Raw genomic sequence first — 19,307 nt, forward strand, 5'->3', positions numbered from 1 at the left:
GCCAATGAAAAGATTTTTATTTCTGCTGATTTCTATTGCTGGTTATGGTTTAAACGCACAAGACTATAAACCCATGCTGGAATCTGTCAACGAATGGCACCTGACCAACTGTTACGGCGGTTGTATGACTGATGTTTATTATACCGACGGCGATACTATTTTCAACAACCAACCCCATAAAATTCTGGAAGGATATCATTACATTTCAAGAAGTTTTCTGCTTAGAGAAGAAGTGGAGCAAAAAAAGGTTTTTCTTACAAAGTTTGACGAATTCAACCATGTTGATGAATATTTACTTTACGACTTTTCGGTAAGTGTTGGGGACACAATTCAAATGTTTAATCCTATCACGCCTTTTCCTGCAGATGCCGGTTTCTTTAAACTGGATTCCATCCGAAGTATCAATTTGGTAAACGATATTCCGCACAGGCATTTTTATTTTACCCCAACCCAATCCAATGAAATTACAGATTATAATGTAGTCTGGATAGAAGGCGTAGGTTCGCTTTCCATGATTACGGCGCCGGGTGGAAAGGCCGATATCAATGGTGCGGGAAAACTCAGTTGTCTCTTTAAAAACAACGATTTGGTTTATGAAAATTTGGATTCCATATCAGGCTGTCAGTCAGTTATGAAAATCAAAGAAACAGACAGATTTAACAAAAAACCTGAATTATTTTTCAAACGAAAAACGAAATCCTATCAACTAAAAGGTGCTGAAAACATCAAGTTAATTCAATTTTACGACTTGAACGGAAAACTCATTCAGCAACAAAAAGTCGATACGCCACAAACAGAACTTAGATTAAACAAAATTTTAGGCCCGACCGGAATATATATCCTTCGGGTAATTTTAAGAGACGAAAAGGTTTATACGTACAAATTACAGCAATGGTAGTTTCTTGAAAGTCTTCATTGCTATATATTTGCATACAATTAGAGAAATTTAATGAAAGTATTCAAATTCGGGGGGGCATCGGTCAAAGATGCAGAAAGCGTGCGAAACATCGCATCGGTATTAAAGTCAGCAGGTTACAACGGAACCTTTATGGTAGTTTCAGCCATGGGCAAAACCACTAATGCACTTGAAGAAGTAGTCAAACTTTATTTTGAAAAGGCTGATTTTACCAAAAAGATCGAGAAAATCCGGCAAATGCATTTGGAAATTGCCGATGAATTATTCACCGATTCCGCTTCACTCAAATCCGAAATCCATCAGTTTTTTGAAGATTTATGTGGGTTTTTACGAAGAAATAAATCACCGAATTATGATTTTGTGTACGATCAAGTAGTTTGTTGTGGCGAATTGATTTCGACTAAAATCGTCAGCAGTTTTTTGAATTCAGTCGGAATTGAAAATACCTGGCTGGATGTGCGCGATTTCATCAAAACCGATGAAACTTATCGGGAAGGAAATCTAAACTGGGAGGAAACTGAAAAGAATTTCAGTTCATTGGACAATTCCAAATTCTATGTTACCCAAGGGTTTCTGGGTTCCGACCCGAATTATTTCACCACGACTTTGGGTCGTGAAGGTTCGGATTATTCGGCGGCGATTATTGCTTATTGCATGAATGCCGAAAGCATGACGATTTGGAAAGACGTTCCGGGTGTGCTGAATGCCGATCCGCGCTATTTTGAGGATGCACAATTGCTGAATAAAATTTCCTACGAAGAGGCCATCGAACTGGCGTATTATGGCGCTTCGGTGATTCACCCGAAAACCATGCGACCGCTTCGACAAAAAGGAATTCCTTTTTATGTAAAATCATTCATCGACCCGAAGGGTTCAGGAACAGAAATACAGAATAAACTTACGTTGGAGCCTTTCGTGCCTTGTTATATTGTCAAAAAGAACCAAAATCTCCTGCGGCTGACCACTTCTGATTTTTCATTTATTACAGAAGAAAAAATCAGCCGGATTTTCAATTTACTTCATGATTTGAAGATTAAAGTCAATATGATGCAGAATTCGGCCATCAGTTTATCGCTTTGCCTGGAAGATAAATTCAATCAGATGGAGGTGCTAATGGATAAGCTAAAATCTGAATATCAGATGGAATTGGAAAAAGAAGTATCTTTATACACCCTTAGACACTTTGACGAGAAGTCTTCCTATTCGTTTTACAAAGGAACGGAGTTGCTGCGTCAAATCATTAAAAATACTTTGCAAATAATTGTGAAAGAAGAATGAGTTTAATCAGCACCAAAGATATTTATCAGGCTTCCGGACTTAAAAAGTTTTGGCCGGTCGGATACCCGATTTCCTGGTTGTTTAAAAACATCAGCGGGATCAATAAATTAAACGATTTGTACAAAAACGGTTTGGGAAAGGATTCTGCCGACTTCCTTCAATATCTTTTGGACGACCTGGAGGTGAAATATGAACTTCATGATGTGGATTTGGATAGAATCCCCAAAGAAGGTCCGTTTATTGTTGTTTCTAATCATCCGCTTGGTGGTTTGGACGGAATTCTGATGATGCACATCATCGGGAAAATCCGTCCGGATTTTAAAGTGATGGGCAATTTTTTATTGCACCGCATCAAGCCGCTCGAGCCCATGGTCATCGCCGTCAATCCTTTTGAGACCCGAAAAGAAGTTTACAACAGCAGTTCGGGAATGCGTGAGGCGATTCGTCATCTACGCGATGGAGGTTGTCTTGGGATTTTTCCAGCAGGGGAAGTTTCTACTAAAGACGAAGAGGGAAATGTGGCGGACAGAGAATGGCAGGAATCAGCCATTAAACTGATTAAAAAAATGAATGTTCCGGTGATTCCGATGTACTTCCGTGCGAGAAACAGTCCGCTTTTTTATCGGATGGCTGCACTGAGTCCGAATTTACAAACGGCGATGCTTCCCTCGGAAATGGTTCGTCCGCGAGTAAAACCGATACAAATCCGAATTGGGAAACCCATTTTGTCTAAACAGCAATTAGAATTTGAAGAGGTGAAAGCTTTTTCGGAATTCCTTCGAAAAAAAACTTATGCACTTTCCACTTATTATACCCAAAAAAGATCGCTTCTCATCGAAACTTTGAAAATCCCGACTACGATTGCGATCAATGCAAGAAGCAAGAAGCCCAAACCGATTGTGGAAGAGACTTCTGCGGATTTGATCAATGCCGAAATTGAAGTATTGAAAAAGACCGAAGATGCTTTGCTTTTTAAAAACAATAATTACGAATGTTATTTCAGCAAAGCCCATGAAATCCCAAATGTTTTACGGGAAATCGGGCGATTGCGTGAAATTACCTTCCGGGAAATCGGTGAGGGAACCAATCAAGAAATTGATTTGGATCGCTATGATGTCCATTATCACCATTTGTTTTTATGGGACAATGAGGCCCATAAAATCGTGGGGGCTTATCGAATGGCGTTGGGGAAAGAGGTTTATGAGCAGTTTGGGGTGGATGGATTTTATTTGAACGAATTATTTCACATCGAACCGGAATTGCATCCGTTTTTCAAGAAATGCATCGAAATGGGGCGTGCCTTTGTGGTGCCGGCTTATCAGCAAAAGCCGATGCCGCTTTTCTTGTTGTGGAGAGGAATTGTCCATGTTACACTACGAAATCCGGAAGAAAAATATATCATAGGAAGTGTTTCCATTTCCAATCAATTCTCCGATTTTTCGAAATCTCTGATGATTGAATTTATGAAATCGCATTATTACGACCCTTATGTGGCACAATATGTTCGTCCGAAAAAGGAATTCAAAGTGAAACTCAAAGACGAAGACAAAGAATTTTTCTTTGATGAAGCCGAAGCCGATTTGAATAAGTTTGACAAACTGATTGATGAAATCGAGCCAAATGTTTTACGTCTTCCGGTTTTGATTAAAAAATACATCAAGCAAAATGCAAAACTGATTGGATTCAATGTCGATCCGAAGTTCAATGATGCTATTGACGGACTGATGTACATTCGCATTTCAGACCTACCCGAAAGCACCGTAAAACCGGTGATGGAAGAATTTCAAGCTGAACTGAACCGGAAATTGAACGGTGGAGGTACCGATCTTGACCGTTAAATTCAAATAAATTTCTTAACCACATAATTTTTAGTTTGAATCCAAATTTAGAGATCACAAAAAGTCTTAATTCTTAATACTTTGTACTTAATACTTTTATAAACACAGCTTTTGGACTTTTTTTTGCAGCGTTTGGTAAAAATCAAATTTATGAAACGTACAGCAACAGCCGTTTGGAGCGGCACAATCAAAGAAGGCAGCGGTCATTTAACTACAGACAGCACAGTTTTAAGCCAAACGCCTTATTCTTTTCACAGTCGTTTTGAAGACGGAGCCGGAACCAATCCCGAAGAACTTTTAGCTGCGGCACACGCCGGATGTTTTACCATGAAACTCATCGCCAATTTATCGGAAGCCGGCTATACGCCCGACGAAATCATGACCGATTGTCATATTTCCATGTCCAACGGCAGAATGTCAAAATCGGAATTGGAAGTGAAAGCCCGGGTGCCGGGAATTCCCGAACATGAATTTCATCAATTGGCGCAGGATGCCGAGAAAAATTGTCCTGTCAGTAAGGCATTTTCCTTTGAAATCACGATGACGGCGCAGTTGTATTGATTTTAAGTAAGTTTATTGGAAATCATTAAGAGTCTTAAATCAACTTGTTGAACTTAATAAATTCAAATTGATGTTTTGAGTGAATCTTAATGGTTATGATTATGTTGTAATAAATCATCTAAAATCCCAAAAACTTTTTCTTTTTTGGGCGGGAATCATCGTCATAGAATTCCAGCATCCAGACCACGGCGCATCCGGCCAGATACGCCCAAATATCGTTGAGGTCAAAGGTGGTGCCCAAAAGAGTAGAGAAAAACTTATTGTCCTGTAAATTCAGTTTTTCCACAAGTTGGAAAGCTTGTGATATTTCGACGAGCAATGCAAATATCCCGACGCCGATGATGGTTTTCTTTTTATTAATTTTAAAAAATGCCTGAATGAAACAATAAATCAAAATCACCACCAGCACATCGCCAATGGCGCCGCGAATCGTAGGGTTTTGCACAAACAAAGCAATCAGGATTTCTACGATGAGTAATCCCAAGAAGTACAGAAAATATTTTTTATCGAAACGGAATTTCATTTCCCTAAATTAAAAAAATCCTCTCACATAAGTGCAAGAGGATTTCAAAGAGTACAAATTATAAGTTCAAGTCCGCAAATGCGGCGTTCGATAATGTTATTCTTTAATTGGCTGTTATGGAATAGGTCATATTGTCAAGATCCATAACTACGTCATAATTTCCGTCGGCAGGTATTGCGATATTGGTACCTCCATTGTCAAGGGTTCCGTCCGCACCATCATCTCCATAATTCAATCCCCAATCATTGTCAGCACGGAATTTAATTTCTCCGGCAACAAGGGAAACATTATTGATGTACCAAACGCCTCCGGTCGTATATTCAGATGTGTAATCTATGTTCAATTGAACATCGGGTCCGTCCCATCCGTTGGGAGTTGCATCCCCAACCAATCCCCAGATATTTGCGATGGGTTCGATTTCGTAAGTCATTTCATTCACGTTCACGGTAACGACATATTTACCTGCAGTTACAGGAATATTTGCACCTCCGGCTTCCAATGTTCCATCTGCACCGTCATCGCCCCAATTTACGCCCCAGTCGTTGTTTAATCTGAATTTCATTTCACCGTCTGTGAATTGAACCACTGCACGGAACTTGTCAGAAGTTGGATCGTAAATCAAAGGAACATCCGGTCCGTCCCATCCGTTTGGAGCAGCATCACCTACTATTCCAATGGAAAAGGCTTCAATTACATACGTCATATTGTTGAAATCGATTGTGACTTTGTATTTTCCTTCTGTAACCACAATATTGTCGCCACTAGCTACTAAATTTCCTCCTGAGCCACCGTAGTTGTTGTCCCATTCGTTGTTTTCACGGAATTTAATTTCTCCATCAATCAAATTGGCATAAGCCACAAATACATTTTCAGTTCCGGTTTGCCAAAAAGGAATATCCGGCCCGTCCCATCCATTTGGTGTAGCGGAACCGACGATTCCCCAATCTGTCGATAGGTCAAGAACATCTGTATAAGGTGTAACTGTCAATGTAATAGGTGCCGAAATCATATCATGGGAATCGGTATTTCCGATTCTAGCTATTACACGGATATCAATGGTGCCCTGTGTTTCAGGCAGAATTCCCATATTGATTGCTCTTGAATTCAACTGCGCAACAGTCATTGAAAATGAAGTGTCCATCGAGTTTTGCAATGTAGCCGGTGCGGCGAAATCCGTTCCGCCCAATGCAGCTTGTAAAATGTAAGTTACTGGCGTATTCACGTTTAGATTGACTTCGTTCCAGGAGAATGAAGCCGCTTCCATATCGGAATTTTCACTTAGTAAAACCAGATTTGTATCACCTGCAACCGTAAGCGTCGGTGCTTGTTCGGTTCCGTCAAGCATTGTATAATCATCGTCTGTACAGGAAGAAATCGTTCCTGCAATGAAGATCAAGCTTAGTATGTATTTAAAAATTTTCATTGTTCTGAATATTAGAATTAATAACCCGGATTTTGAGTTAAATTAGGATTGGCAGCCAAATCTGAAACAGGGATTGGATATAAGTCATATTTTGGATCGGTAGCAGTTCCTTCCGGAGACTGACCTTTCCAAGGCCAAACATAGCTTCCGCCGGTGAATTGACCGAAACGAATCAGGTCGGTTCTTCGGGTAGCTTCCCAATAAAGTTCTCTTCCTCTTTCATCTAGAATGAACTGGTCGTTGATTTGTCCGGCGGTAACGTTTGGTGCATTGGCACGCTGACGCAATAAATTGACATAAGTTGCATCGGCTCCTCCGGATTTCATTTTGGCTTCGGTCCACATCAAGTACACATCACCCAATCGGAACAAAGGAAAGTCCACGCTTACCTGGCTTGCATCGTTGGATCCGGTGGTTCCCGGTGTTCCGTCAGCATTCAGGTTTTTGAATTTGAAAACACCGTATCCATTTTTGTAAACGGTCACATCGGTCATTTCCAAAGTTTGTCCTTCTGTGAAGAAAGTTCCGTTTCCGCTGCCGTAAGCTTTACCGCGTGTATCAGTTACAGTTTCAAGGTTTCCGTCCGGTGCAAATAAATGAACCAGATTTTTTGTGGTACGAGTTCCGCCCCATCCACCTCCGGGAACACCCAGTTCAGAAGGGCTTGCATCTCCACCGATGGAAGCGTTGATAATGAAAGTCATTCCTCCAAAAGTCTGCATATAAGAAGCATCGTAAGGAATGGCAAAAATGATTTCGTTGGCTGCATCACCGATGTGGTTATCGGCACGGAAAAGATTTTCATAATTGGAAGCCAAAGCATATCCGGCGTTCATAATTTTCTCACAATAGGTAATGGTTTCATTGTATTTGGCTTGTCCTGTATAAACTTCTGCATTCAAATACATTTTGGCCAATAATGCCCAAGCTGCGGCGCGGTCTGCACGTCCGTAGTCGTTTTCTTTAGGTGCCACCATTTCATTTTCGATGGCCAATAGTTCAGATTCGATATAATTAAACAATTCTGCACTTGAATATTGCGGTGGGAAATAACCTCCTACCGGATCGTTTTCGGTTTTAAACGGAACACTTCCAAACAAATCCAAAGCGTGGTAATAACCCAAAGCTCTCAACCATCTAGCTTCTAATCGATATTGACGAACGACTGCTTTTTCAGCATCGGTCAATCCTGCAGCATCCAAACGGTCGTCGCTGGAGTCTCTCAGAAACTGATTGGCCAATTCCACTTCGTAAAGGAAACGGCTGTATCCGGCATTGATAAATTCACTGTTACTGGACCAATTCTGAAAGTTAAAGGTCTGCAAAGTACCGTCGTTCCAAGCGATTTTGGTTTCGTCGGTAGGTAATTGTTGCAATTGCCAATAAGCTCGTAAGTATTGGCCGAAACCTTCGTCGATACCTCCGATGTCACCTTGTCCCGCTGGACCTTGTTGACCTGAAAGCGCCAAACCTGCATACACTTTTGCTATACCAGAAGTATAGTCGGCTAAACTCTGGTAAGCATTTCCGCCGATGATTTCATCGGGGTCTTCCACATCCACGTCCAGGTCGTCAAGACAGGAATAGTTGAAAAGCATTCCGGACATTAAGAATAATAATATGATTTTAATATTTTTCATTTCAAATTGATTTAGCGATTAAAAGTTCACATTTACACCAAACGTATAAATTCTTGGACGCGGATAGATATTATTGTCAAGTCCGCTTCCGATTTCAGGATCCAATCCTTCATAATCCGTAATGGTAAATACGTTCTGAACTGTTCCGTAGAAACGCATATTTGTTTTTCCAAATACTTGTCGGAAGGTATAACCCAATGTCATATAATCCATTTTCAGGAAAGATGCATTCTGAATGTAGTAATCTGAGAAGTATTCGTTGTTTTCAAATCCTGAATTCAAAGCATCGGACTGAATGTTTACCAAATACCCATTGGTTCCTCTGATGGCTGCATAAGTACCGGCGTCAGACGCGATGTTATTGTACAAATAGTTTCCAAGATTTGCACGCATCGAGAACCCGAAATCCCAGTTTTTATAGTTCAGATTTGAACTAAATCCAAGGTACCAGTCCGGACGTCCTGAATGGAAAGGTCGCAAATCCAAATCGTTGATGATTCCGTCACCGTTTTGATCCACATAAGCTCCTTGGATCGGGTTTCCATTTGCATCGTAAACTTGTTCGTACACATAGAACGAATAAGCTGGAACCCCTACCATGTTTACAAGTAGCTGATTTCCTACTCCTCCTGAAATCGCATCTCCGGCCAAATAGAACTCACGCTCACCAGCGCCAGAAATTTTTGTAATTTCATTTTCGTTGTAAGTAGCATTTGCGTTTACCGTCCAAGTCAGATCTGTGGTTTTGATGATGTCACCCCCAACATTGATTTCAACTCCTCTGTTTTGCATAGTGCCGATGTTGGTTGTAATCAAATTATTAAGGTTTGGAAGCGGTGCTGCAATGGTCTGCAACATATCTTCTGTTTCTTTGTGGTAAAATTCAACTGATCCCCAAAGTCGATTGTTGAAGAATCCAAAATCCAACCCGAGGTTCCAAGTTGTCTGTTCTTCCCATTTCAACAAGGGGTCGTAAATATTCGGACGTAAAGTTGGAATGAAACTTCCGCCAATTGGATAGTATCCGTATTGATTCGTCGAAGACAAATAAATCGGTAAATAAGGATAAGGACTTCCTCCTAAATTTTCTTGTCCGGTTATACCCCAACCCAAACGTAGTTTCATATTGGAAACGGTTTGGGAATCCTTTAAGAAATTTTCTTCTGCAATATTCCAAGCCAAAGCAACTGACGGGAACCATCCCCAACGTGTGTCTGGAGAAAAACGAGAAGATCCGTCTCTTCTCACCGTTGCAGTCAATAAATATTTATCGTTAAATGTATAGTTTAACCTTCCAAAGAATCCAATCAAAACACGAGTGTTGATGTCTTGGTACAATCCGATGGTATCGGATTTAATGAAGTTCTGGTTGATTTCATAATTATCATAATCAAAACTTTGGTATGAATAACCTGCCGTTACATCTACTTTACTTCTGATGGAAGCAATGTCTTTGTTATAGTTCAAATAGAAGTCAAACAATTGGTTTCTTCTAATTTGCTTGTATTGACGACTAAATCCTCCTTCTTCTGGATTATTTACGTCATAATTCATTCTTGCGAAAGTTGGAACCGTTTCCGAACCTTTTCCTTCCGCATAATCATAACCTAAATTCAATACCGCTTTCAAATCTTCAAATCCGTGAATTTTATAGTCAAATTTGATGTTTCCAACGCTTCGGTTTACATAGGAATGATTGTCTTTTAACATTAACAATGCCAATGGATTTCTTGTAGCATTTGGATTGGGATCGCCTTGATTGTTCAGCCATTCCCAATACCCGCCAAAGTCGTCATTTCCTGAATAAATCGGTTGCGTAGGATCCATACGAATGGCAGCTCCAATGGCGCCACCGTCCGCAAATTGATTTTCTTCGTAAGAACCTCTGGCGTTGATGTCAATGGACAAATGATCGTCCAGCAAACTCGGAGTCAAACTTACCGAAGCGGTGGTTCTTTCGAAATTACTTGTTTTCAAAATTCCGTCTTGGTTGGTATAACCCAATGAAACTCGGAACGGTAAAGAATTACCAATCATTCCATTGATACCAATATTACTATCATAACCCAAAGCTTTTTTGAAAATCTGATCTTGCCAGTTAGTATTAGCATCTCCCATCATTGCTGCAACATCTGGATTGGCGCGCTCAGTCATCACCTGGCGGAATTGATCGGCTGATAAAACATCCACTTGATTGATTCGGTCCGAAAGTGAAACCGAGCTATTGAAACTAATTCCAAGTGATCTTCCTTTTTTTCCTTTTTTAGTTGTGATGATAATTACACCATTGGAAGCACGAGCACCGTAAATAGCCGTAGCCGAAGCATCTTTCAAAACACTAATGGACTCAATGTCACTTGGGTTGATGTAATTCAAGGGGTTGGAAGTTCCTGCAACGGATGCACCGTTATCCATAGGAATCCCATCCACTACAAAAAGGGGATCACTAACCGCATTTAAGGAAGAACCGCCCCGAATTCGGATCAAAGAACCCGTTCCAGGTTGTCCACCACCAGTGGTAATTTGCAATCCCGATACTTTTCCGGTTAGTAATTGTTCAGGTGCTGTATTAAGTCCATCGTTGAAATCCTTTTCAGTAACGGCAACCACAGAACCCGTAGCGTCTTTATGAGTGGTTGTACCATATCCAATTACCACAACTTCATTTAACTGAAATGAAGAAGATGCGCCCATGGTTACATTCACTGCAGACTGATTGTTATAAGTGATGCGCATGTCATTGAAGTTATCAAGAGCAAACACAAGTACATCACCTTCACTTGCTTGAATGCTGTAATTTCCATCCAGATCGGTGAAAGTTTCTTCAAGCGTATTTTGGTTTGTTACCGTCACATCGGGCAGTGAAAACCCGGTGCCGTCCTCTGTAACTACACCCGTTACCGTTGTTTGTGCAGCTACCCAAATCGGGATGACCAATAAACAAACAACATAAATTTTGTTCAATAATTTCATCTGTCTAATTTTTTGTTTCTAATTTTCAAGATGAAATCGCCATTAATAATTAAAGAATCAGTAAATTATCAGGGCGCATTTCATACCTCAGATATTAATTAATTTTTGAAAAAATGTTATATTTTTACTTCTCGTGTTAAAATTATGTAAATAGAACAGAAGTAAGCTCAACACAAAAACTGCGAAAACGTTTTCGTGTTGATAAGTTTTCCTAATTTAGAGCGAATTAAGTCTAATTCAGTCAAAAATTCAGATTTGAAGAAAAATGTAACACTTAAGCAAATTGCAAAAGAACTTGAAGTTTCTGTTTCAACAGTTTCCAAAGCACTTCGGGATAATGAAGAAATCGGACTTGAAACCCGTCAGAAAATTCAGGCTTTTGCCAAACTATACAATTATAAACCCAACAGCATTGCTTTAAATCTCCGCAATAAATCCACAAAATCCATCGCCATCATTATTCCGCAGATAGTCAATCACTTCTTTACCAAAGTAATTCAGGGAATTGAGGAAGAGGCAAATCGACGGAATTACAATGTCATCATCGCCGTTTCAAATGATTCTTTTGACAAAGAAGTTCTGAATATGGAAACTTTGGTCAACGGCAGCATCGACGGATTTATACTTTCTGTAGCAAAAGAAACGATGAAAAAAGCGGATTATCACCACTTTTACGAAACCATTTCACAAGGAGTTCCGGTTGTGATGTTCGATCGTGAAGTTTCGGAAGTGAATTGTGACAAAGTAATCATAGACGATGTAGAAGGAGCCAAAAAAGCTACTGAAAAACTCATTAAAACAGGTTCCAAGAAAATTGTTTTCATTTCCACCGAAGATTTCGTTTCCGTGGGAAAACTTCGCCTGAAAGGTTATATAGAAGCCTTGAAAGAGAACAACTTGCCTTTAGATGAATCTTTGATTATCAAGGTGCAAGACGAACTGGATTCCGATGAAATCGAAGATTTCATTTTCCAAGAATTAGAAAAACTTATTCAAAACCAACCCGATGTCGATGCACTTATTGGCGTAAACGAATTTTACACCATCACCGCCGCGAATTTCTTCAAGAAAAAATCCATTCAAATTCCCGATCAAATTTCGATTATTGCCTTTTCAGATGGCGATTTGCCAAAATATTCTTATCCAAGTCTTACGGCAGTGAGCCAGCACGGGCGACAGATGGGAGAAGCTTCAGCCAAACTCCTGATCGATAAATTAGAAGGAATCACATCCGAAGAAAATTACCAAACTTTGGTCATTGAAACCGAAATAATTGAACGCAATTCTACAAAGTAAAAAGAAAAGTTAAAAAATTGCACGAAATGATTCAGATTCAAATATTCATTTATATTTGTCAAATCGAAACTTATATTTTTACTTCTCACCCGTATAAGTTTTGATAAGCTTTGCGCTTATCGTATTGTTAAACAGTAAATTACGATAATGGAAAAGCGTAGGTTGGGATTTTGGGAAATCTGGAATTTGAGTTTTGGATTTCTGGGAATCCAAATGGGTTTTGCCCTCCAAAATGCAAACGCAAGCCGAATTTTACAGATTTTTGGTGCCGATGTCCACAGTTTATCCTGGTTTTGGATCATTCCTCCTTTGATGGGTTTGATTGTTCAACCGATTGTGGGGCATTACAGCGACCGAACATGGACGAGGTTCGGACGGAGGAAACCTTATTTTTTAGTAGGTGCTCTTTTGGCAGCGGTAGGTTTGATTATGATGCCTCAAGCTGGAGTTTTCACTTCACTTCTTCCCGCTTTGTGGATTGGAGCAGGCTTCCTGATGATTATGGACGCTTCCTTTAATATTGCAATGGAACCTTTCCGTGCTTTGGTTGCCGATCTTTTACCATCTGATCAGCGAACGCTTGGCTACAGTGTACAAACGGTTTTGATTGGAATTGGAGCGGTCATCGGATCTTGGCTTCCTTATGCTTTGAGCAATTGGTTTGGAGTTTCGAGTGAAGCTCTTCCGGGCGAAGTTCCCTTGCATTTGATTTTCTCATTTATCATCGGAGCAGCCTTTTTGGTCGGAGCGGTTATGGTCACGATTCTCACCACGAAAGAGTACACAAACGAAGAATTACTATCTTTTGAATTACCCGAAAATCGGGTAGTCGAAGAAGAGAAAGCTCGAATTTGGGACATCTTTACGGATTTTGCCAAAATGCCCAAAACCATGCGGCAACTTGCATGGGTTCAGTTTTTTTCCTGGTTTGGATTGTTTGGGATGTGGGTTTTTACCACACCTGCGATTGCCCATCATATTTATGGGCTTCCGCTTTCTGATACGAGCAGTGCGACTTATCAGAAAGCCGGTGACTGGGTAGGAATTATCTTTGGGGTTTACAACGGAGTGTCGGCAATCATTGCCTTTTTTCTTCCGTTCATTGCTAAAAAAATCGGACGTAAAACCACGCATGCAATCGCTTTGGTCATTGGAGGACTTGGATTGATTTCTATTTATTTTGTTTCATCGCCCAATATGTTGATTGTCTCGATGATTGCGGTGGGAGTTGCCTGGGCGAGTATCCTAGCGATGCCTTATGCGATTTTGGCAGGATCTATTCCCGCACGAAAAATGGGTGTTTACATGGGGATTTTCAACTTTTTCATCGTCCTTCCACAGATTATCAACGCCCTCATTGGTGGTCCGATTGTGAAATATCTCTATGGTGGAAATCCAATTTTCGCTTTGGTTACCAGCGGTGTAGCCTTCCTTGTGGCAGCTGTTTGTGTGTTGAAAGTTTATGATGTGGATGATAAAACAGAATTGGCAAATGCGAAAAATTAGAACTTACATATTTGACCTAGACGGAGTGATTGTCGATACGGCGAAATACCATTATTTGGCATGGAAAAATTCAGCAAATCAATTGGGAATTGAATTTACGAAAGAAAGCAATGAGCTTTTAAAAGGTGTCAGCCGGATTCGTTCCTTAGAAATCATTCTAGAATTGGGAAATAAAAAGATATCCGATGCGGAATTTGATCGAATTCTGAATGAGAAAAACAAGAATTACCTGAGTTACATTGAGAAAATGGACGCTTCAGAAATTCTTCCCGGTGTTTTGGATGCTTTGAAATGGATCAAAGAAAACGATGGAAAAATCGCTTTGGGTTCGGCCAGTAAAAATGCCAAACCGATTTTGGAGAAAGTTGGATTGATGGAATATTTCGATGCGATTGTCGATGGAAATGATGTTTCCAAAGCCAAGCCCGATCCCGAAGTTTTTCTTTTGGGTGCGGAACAGACGCATTCGAAACCGGAAGAATGCGTGGTTTTTGAAGATGCGATAGCGGGAATTCAGGCTGCGAATAATGCCGGGATGCTGAGCATCGGGATCGGAGAAAAGGAAGTCTTGAAGGAAGCCGATTATGTTTTCCAAAACTTTACAGAAATCGAAATTGAATTTTTTGAAAAATTAGAAAATAATTGAAGCTTAAAGACCTCCAAGGTTTTCAAAACCTTGGAGGTCTGATTAAAATTAAATAACGAAAAAGTACAATTTTACATTATACATAATACTTTTTACATCAGAAAAAATGAATCAAAATTATATCATACCAAACGAATGGTCGATCATCGAAGATGGATTTGAAAAGGAACGCGTGATCTCGTCTGAAAGTCTTTTCAGCATTGGGAACGGAGCCATGGGGCAACGTGCCAATTTTGAAGAAACTTATTCGGGCAAAACCTTTCCCGGCAGTTACATCGCCGGCGTTTATTATCCCGACAAAACCAAAGTCGGCTGGTGGAAAAATGGTTATCCTGAATATTTCGCTAAAGTATTAAACGCGCCGAATTGGATCGGGATCGATGTGGAAATCAACGGTGAGAATTTAGATTTAAATAAAATCGAAGTAAGGAATTTCCGTCGCGAACTCAATATGAAAGAAGGTTGGCTGAGTCGTTCGTTTGAAGCAAAGCTTGCTAATGGAACTCAAATTGAAGTTCGTATAAAACGATTTCTTTCATTGGATTTGGACGAATTGGGTGCGATTCATTATGAAATTCGTCCCTTAAATAAATCAGCCAAAATCAGTTTCAATCCTTATGTGGATTCCGGCGTGAAAAACCAAGATGCGAACTGGGAAGAAATTTTCTGGGAAGCTTTGGATTCCGGACAGGAAACCGATTTTGGTTTTGTTCAGGCGAGAACCTTTAAAACAGGGTTCAATGTGGTTACCTATATGAAAAACTCGGTTTTTCTGGACGGTAAATTGCAGGAAGTTTTACCGAAGTTGGAGGAAGAAAGCAGTACAAAAATCAAATTGAATTATACTTTAAATGCTTCTGAAAACCAATGGGTTTCGATGGTGAAATTCGGCGGATATACCGTATCGACCAATCATCCCGAAGAAGAATTGATTTCGGCTGCAAAAAATCTCGTTTCCCAAGCGACTGAAAAGGGATTTGAAAAATTATTGGAAGAACAAAAAAGGGCTTGGGCGAAAATCTGGGAAATGGCCGACATCACGATTGAAGGAGATGTGAAGGCACAACAAGGAATTCGTTTCAATATTTTCCAATTGAACCAAACTTATTTGGGCAAAGATGCCCGATTGAACATCGGTCCGAAAGGGTTTACGGGAGAGAAATACGGCGGCTCAACTTATTGGGACACCGAAGCTTATTGCTTGCCTTTTTATATGTCCACCAAAAACCAGAAAGTGGCGAGAAATCTTTTGGCGTATCGATACAATCATTTAGAAAAAGCGATTGAAAATGCTGAAAAATTAGGTTTTAAAAATGGTGCAGCGCTTTATCCGATGGTGACGATGAACGGTGAAGAATGCCATAACGAATGGGAAATTACCTTTGAAGAAATCCACCGAAACGGAGCGATTGCCTTTGCGATTTTCAATTATGTGCGTTATACCGGCGATTTCAGTTATGTGCCGGAAAAAGGTTTGGAAGTTTTGATTGGAATTGCACGGTTTTGGCACCAAAGAGTCAATTGGTCGGAAGCCAAAGGAAAATACGTAATGCTGGGTGTGACGGGACCGAACGAATATGAAAACAACATCAATAATAATTTCTATACCAATTACATAGCGAAATGGTGCATCGAATTTACAATTGAAAATATCGATAAAATCGAAAAAGAATTCCATTCGGATTATGTAAGAATTCTGAACAAACTTCGTTTGTCGAAAGCGGAGATTTCGGAATGGAAAAAGGTAGCCGAAAATATGTATTTTCCTTATTCGGAAGAACATAAGGTTTATTTGCAACAAGACGGATTTTTGGACAAAGATTTGACGCCGGTTTCGGAATTGGATAAATCCCAGCGGCCATTAAATCAGAAATGGTCCTGGGATCGGATTTTGCGTTCGCCATACATCAAACAGGCCGATACGCTTCAGACGTTTTATTTTTTCGAAGATCATTTCACGACCGAAGAATTGGAAAAACATTTTGATTTTTATGAGCCACTGACGGTTCATGAATCATCGCTTTCGCCTTGTGTTCACAGTATTCAGGCAGCGAAATTAGGTCGAATGGAACAAGCCTATGAATTTTATCTTCGAACTTCCCGACTGGATTTGGATGATTACAACAAAGAGGTGGAGGAAGGTCTGCACATCACTTCGATGGCCGGAACTTGGATGAGTATTGTGGAAGGATTTGGTGGAATGCGTGTCAAAAATGACCAATTGCATTTCAATCCACAGATTCCGGAGCAATGGAAATCTTATTCGTTCAAAATCATTTTCCGTAATAAAATATTGACAATCCATGTTTCACATGAAGGAAATTCTTTTTCGGTCGATGGCGAAGAAGAACTTGAAATTTTGGTAAATGGAAATCCGGTGAAAGTAGAACCGGGAAATTTGGTAAAAGTTTAGAATTAAATAAAGTCCAATTCAAGCCCTGTTAGGGTTTGAAACCCTAATAGGGATCACAATTAAAATCATAAAAATGAATAAATTAAATCTCATTCTTTGTTTCATTTTGACTGTCGGCATCGTCCGTGCGCAGGAATTAAAATCTCCGAACGGGAATTTCACGATGGAATTTTCTCTGACGGTTGATGGAAAACCGACGTATCAGTTGAGTTACGAAGGAAAAGAAATTGTCAAAAAAAGTACACTTGGATTTGATTTCAAATCGAATTTAAAAGAAATGGAATTCGAAGCCCAGAAAGAAGTTGAAAAAGAAAAAGCCATGAAAATGGCCAATTTCAAATCGGGATTTGAAGTGGTGGATGTGAAACATTCGAGTTTCGATGAAACTTGGACGCCGGTTTGGGGCGAAGTCTCTCAAATCCGAAACCATTACAACGAAATGGCGGTCCAATTGAACCAGAAAAACACGGACCGACAGATGCTCATTCGTTTCCGATTGTTTGACGATGGTTTGGGTTTCCGATATGAATTTCCCGAACAGAAAAACCTGACGTATTTCGTCATCAAAGAAGAAAGAACCCAGTTTGCGTTGACAGGCGATCACACAACTTGGTGGATTGCAGGCGATTATGACACACAGGAATACGATTATACCGAGTCCAAACTTTCGGAAATTCCTGAATTGTATTTCAGTTCGATGCAAAGCAATGCCTCCCAAACGCCGATGCCTGTGCCGGGCGTTCAGACGGCTTTGATGATGAAATCCAAAGAGGGAATTTACATCAATCTGCACGAAGCGGCTTTGATTGATTTTCCGGCGATGAGTTTGGCTCTGGATGCGAAAAATTATGTTTTAGAATCTCATTTGACACCCGATGCTTTGGGTGACAAAGGTTATGTGCAAGCGCCTTTCAATACACCTTGGAGAACGATTATTGCGAGCAATGATGCACGGGATATTCTTTCTTCCAAAATGACTTATAATTTAAATGAACCTTCAAAAATCGAAGATACTTCTTGGATCAAACCCGTGAAATACGTAGGTGTTTGGTGGGAAATGATTACCGGAAAAAGTTCTTGGGCTTATACCGATGATTTTCCTTCTATTCAATTGGGCATCACGGATTATTCGAAAGCCAAACCCAACGGAAAACATGGCGCGAACAATGAACACGTAAAAGATTATATCGACTTTGCAGCCAAGCATGGATTTGATGCGGTTTTGGTGGAAGGTTGGAACCAAGGCTGGGAAGATTGGTTTGGAAATCACAAAGATTATGTATTTGATTTCCTGACGCCTTATCCGGATTTTGATGTGAAAATGTTGAATGAATATGCCCATTCGAAAGGTGTAAGACTGATGATGCACCACGAGACTTCGAGTTCGATTCGGAATTATGAACGCCACATGGACAAGGCTTATCAGTTCATGGTGGATCACGGATACAATGCTGTGAAAAGCGGCTATGTGGGGAATATTGTTCCGCGTGGGGATCACCATTACAGCCAAAATATTGTCAATCATTATCAGTATGCGATTGAAAAAGCGGCCGAATATAAAATCATGGTGAATGCCCACGAAGCGGTTCGTCCGACGGGCGTGGCGCGAACTTGGCCGAATTTAATTGGAAATGAGTCTGCAAGAGGAACGGAATTTCAAGCGTTTGGGGGTTCCAAACCTAATCATACAACGATTTTGCCTTTTACAAGATTGATTGGCGGACCGATGGATTATACGCCCGGAATTTTTGAAATGCATATTGAAAAAGTCAATCCTGACAATCATTCCCACGGGAATTTCACGATTGCCAATCAGTTGGGATTGTATTTGACGATGTACAGTCCGCTTCAGATGGCCGCAGATTTGATTGAAAATTACGAACGTTTTCCCGATGCTTTTCAGTTTATAAAGGATGTTCCGGTGGATTGGCAGGACAGTAAATATTTGGAAGCCGAACCGGGAAAATATGTAACGGTAGCGAGAAAAGATAAAAATTCGGAGAATTGGTACATTGGGAATTCCAATGGACTGGAAAAACGTTCGACTAAAATCAAACTGGATTTCTTGGACAAAGGAAAAAAATACGAAGCAATAATTTATCAGGACGCAAAAGATGCGCATTATAAAACCAATCCGCAGGCTTATGTGATTTCGAAAAAGAAGGTGACCAATAAATCCGAATTGGAATTATTTTCGGCGCCGGGTGGTGGTTTTGCGGTGAGTATCGTAGAAATTAAATAATTAAAATCTGCGTTTATCTGCGACATCTGCGGGAAATTTTCAGCCCGCTGAT

At 40.2% G+C, this 19,307-nt stretch carries 13 protein-coding genes; 9 read left to right on the forward strand and 4 right to left on the reverse strand.

Going from position 1 to position 19,307, the window contains the following annotated elements; genetic code table 11:
- The first annotated feature begins 4 nt into the window (after positions 1-4).
- The 4 genes from WBF63_RS08380 (at position 5) to WBF63_RS08395 (ending at position 4,593) form a co-directional block, all read left to right on the forward strand.
- On the forward strand, positions 5-898 hold the full coding sequence (locus WBF63_RS08380) for a T9SS type A sorting domain-containing protein (RefSeq protein ID WP_424369260.1): 894 nt from the start codon (positions 5-7) through the stop codon (positions 896-898).
- A gap of 51 nt (positions 899-949) precedes the next feature.
- The gene (locus WBF63_RS08385) at positions 950-2,194 is read left to right on the forward strand and encodes an aspartate kinase (protein ID WP_424369261.1); all 1,245 of its coding nucleotides are present in this window, start codon (positions 950-952) and stop codon (positions 2,192-2,194) included.
- The gene (locus WBF63_RS08390) at positions 2,191-4,032 is read left to right on the forward strand and encodes a lysophospholipid acyltransferase family protein (RefSeq protein ID WP_424369262.1); all 1,842 of its coding nucleotides are present in this window, start codon (positions 2,191-2,193) and stop codon (positions 4,030-4,032) included. The genes WBF63_RS08385 and WBF63_RS08390 overlap by 4 nt, the downstream gene beginning before the upstream one ends.
- 150 nt (positions 4,033-4,182) lie before the next feature.
- Positions 4,183-4,593, forward strand: a complete 411-nt coding sequence (locus WBF63_RS08395) for an OsmC family protein (RefSeq protein WP_424369263.1) — start codon at positions 4,183-4,185, stop codon at positions 4,591-4,593.
- Positions 4,594-4,711: 118 nt separating this feature from the next.
- Here the strand turns inward: WBF63_RS08395 and WBF63_RS08400 are convergent, their stop codons facing one another.
- From WBF63_RS08400 to WBF63_RS08415, 4 genes are all read right to left on the reverse strand, one after another.
- Positions 4,712-5,116: a DUF2809 domain-containing protein gene (locus tag WBF63_RS08400; RefSeq protein ID WP_424369264.1), complete on the reverse strand. Its 405-nt coding sequence runs from the start codon at positions 5,114-5,116 to the stop codon at positions 4,712-4,714.
- A gap of 103 nt (positions 5,117-5,219) precedes the next feature.
- Complete coding sequence (locus WBF63_RS08405; RefSeq protein WP_424369265.1) at positions 5,220-6,539, reverse strand: SusE domain-containing protein; 1,320 nt, start codon at positions 6,537-6,539, stop codon at positions 5,220-5,222.
- Between the two features lie 17 nt (positions 6,540-6,556).
- On the reverse strand, positions 6,557-8,179 hold the full coding sequence (locus WBF63_RS08410; protein WP_424369266.1) for a RagB/SusD family nutrient uptake outer membrane protein: 1,623 nt from the start codon (positions 8,177-8,179) through the stop codon (positions 6,557-6,559).
- Between the two features lie 18 nt (positions 8,180-8,197).
- Positions 8,198-11,152 carry a SusC/RagA family TonB-linked outer membrane protein gene (locus tag WBF63_RS08415; RefSeq protein WP_424369267.1) on the reverse strand — a complete coding sequence of 985 codons (2,955 nt, stop codon included), beginning with the start codon at positions 11,150-11,152 and terminating at the stop codon, positions 8,198-8,200.
- A gap of 255 nt (positions 11,153-11,407) precedes the next feature.
- Between WBF63_RS08415 and WBF63_RS08420 the strand changes: the two genes are divergently transcribed.
- The 5 genes from WBF63_RS08420 to WBF63_RS08440 all read left to right on the forward strand — a co-directional run bounded on the left by WBF63_RS08420 (position 11,408) and on the right by WBF63_RS08440 (position 19,255).
- A complete protein-coding gene (locus tag WBF63_RS08420) occupies positions 11,408-12,448 on the forward strand; it encodes a LacI family DNA-binding transcriptional regulator (RefSeq protein WP_424369268.1) in 1,041 nt (346 codons plus the stop codon).
- Between the two features lie 147 nt (positions 12,449-12,595).
- Complete coding sequence (locus WBF63_RS08425; RefSeq protein ID WP_424369269.1) at positions 12,596-13,954, forward strand: MFS transporter; 1,359 nt, start codon at positions 12,596-12,598, stop codon at positions 13,952-13,954.
- Entirely contained in the window at positions 13,941-14,600 is a 660-nt protein-coding gene (pgmB, locus tag WBF63_RS08430) for a beta-phosphoglucomutase (protein WP_424369270.1), read from the forward strand. Before WBF63_RS08425 ends, pgmB begins: the two co-directional genes overlap by 14 nt.
- 106 nt (positions 14,601-14,706) lie before the next feature.
- Positions 14,707-17,013, forward strand: coding sequence for a glycoside hydrolase family 65 protein (locus tag WBF63_RS08435; protein ID WP_424369271.1), 2,307 nt, complete (start codon positions 14,707-14,709; stop codon positions 17,011-17,013).
- 73 nt (positions 17,014-17,086) lie between these two features.
- Positions 17,087-19,255, forward strand: a complete 2,169-nt coding sequence (locus tag WBF63_RS08440; RefSeq protein ID WP_424369272.1) for a glycoside hydrolase family 97 protein — start codon at positions 17,087-17,089, stop codon at positions 19,253-19,255.
- Positions 19,256-19,307: the final 52 nt, after the last annotated feature.

The sequence above is a fragment of the Moheibacter sp. genome, assembly GCF_049672845.1.
Lineage (GTDB): Bacteria > Bacteroidota > Bacteroidia > Flavobacteriales > Weeksellaceae > Moheibacter.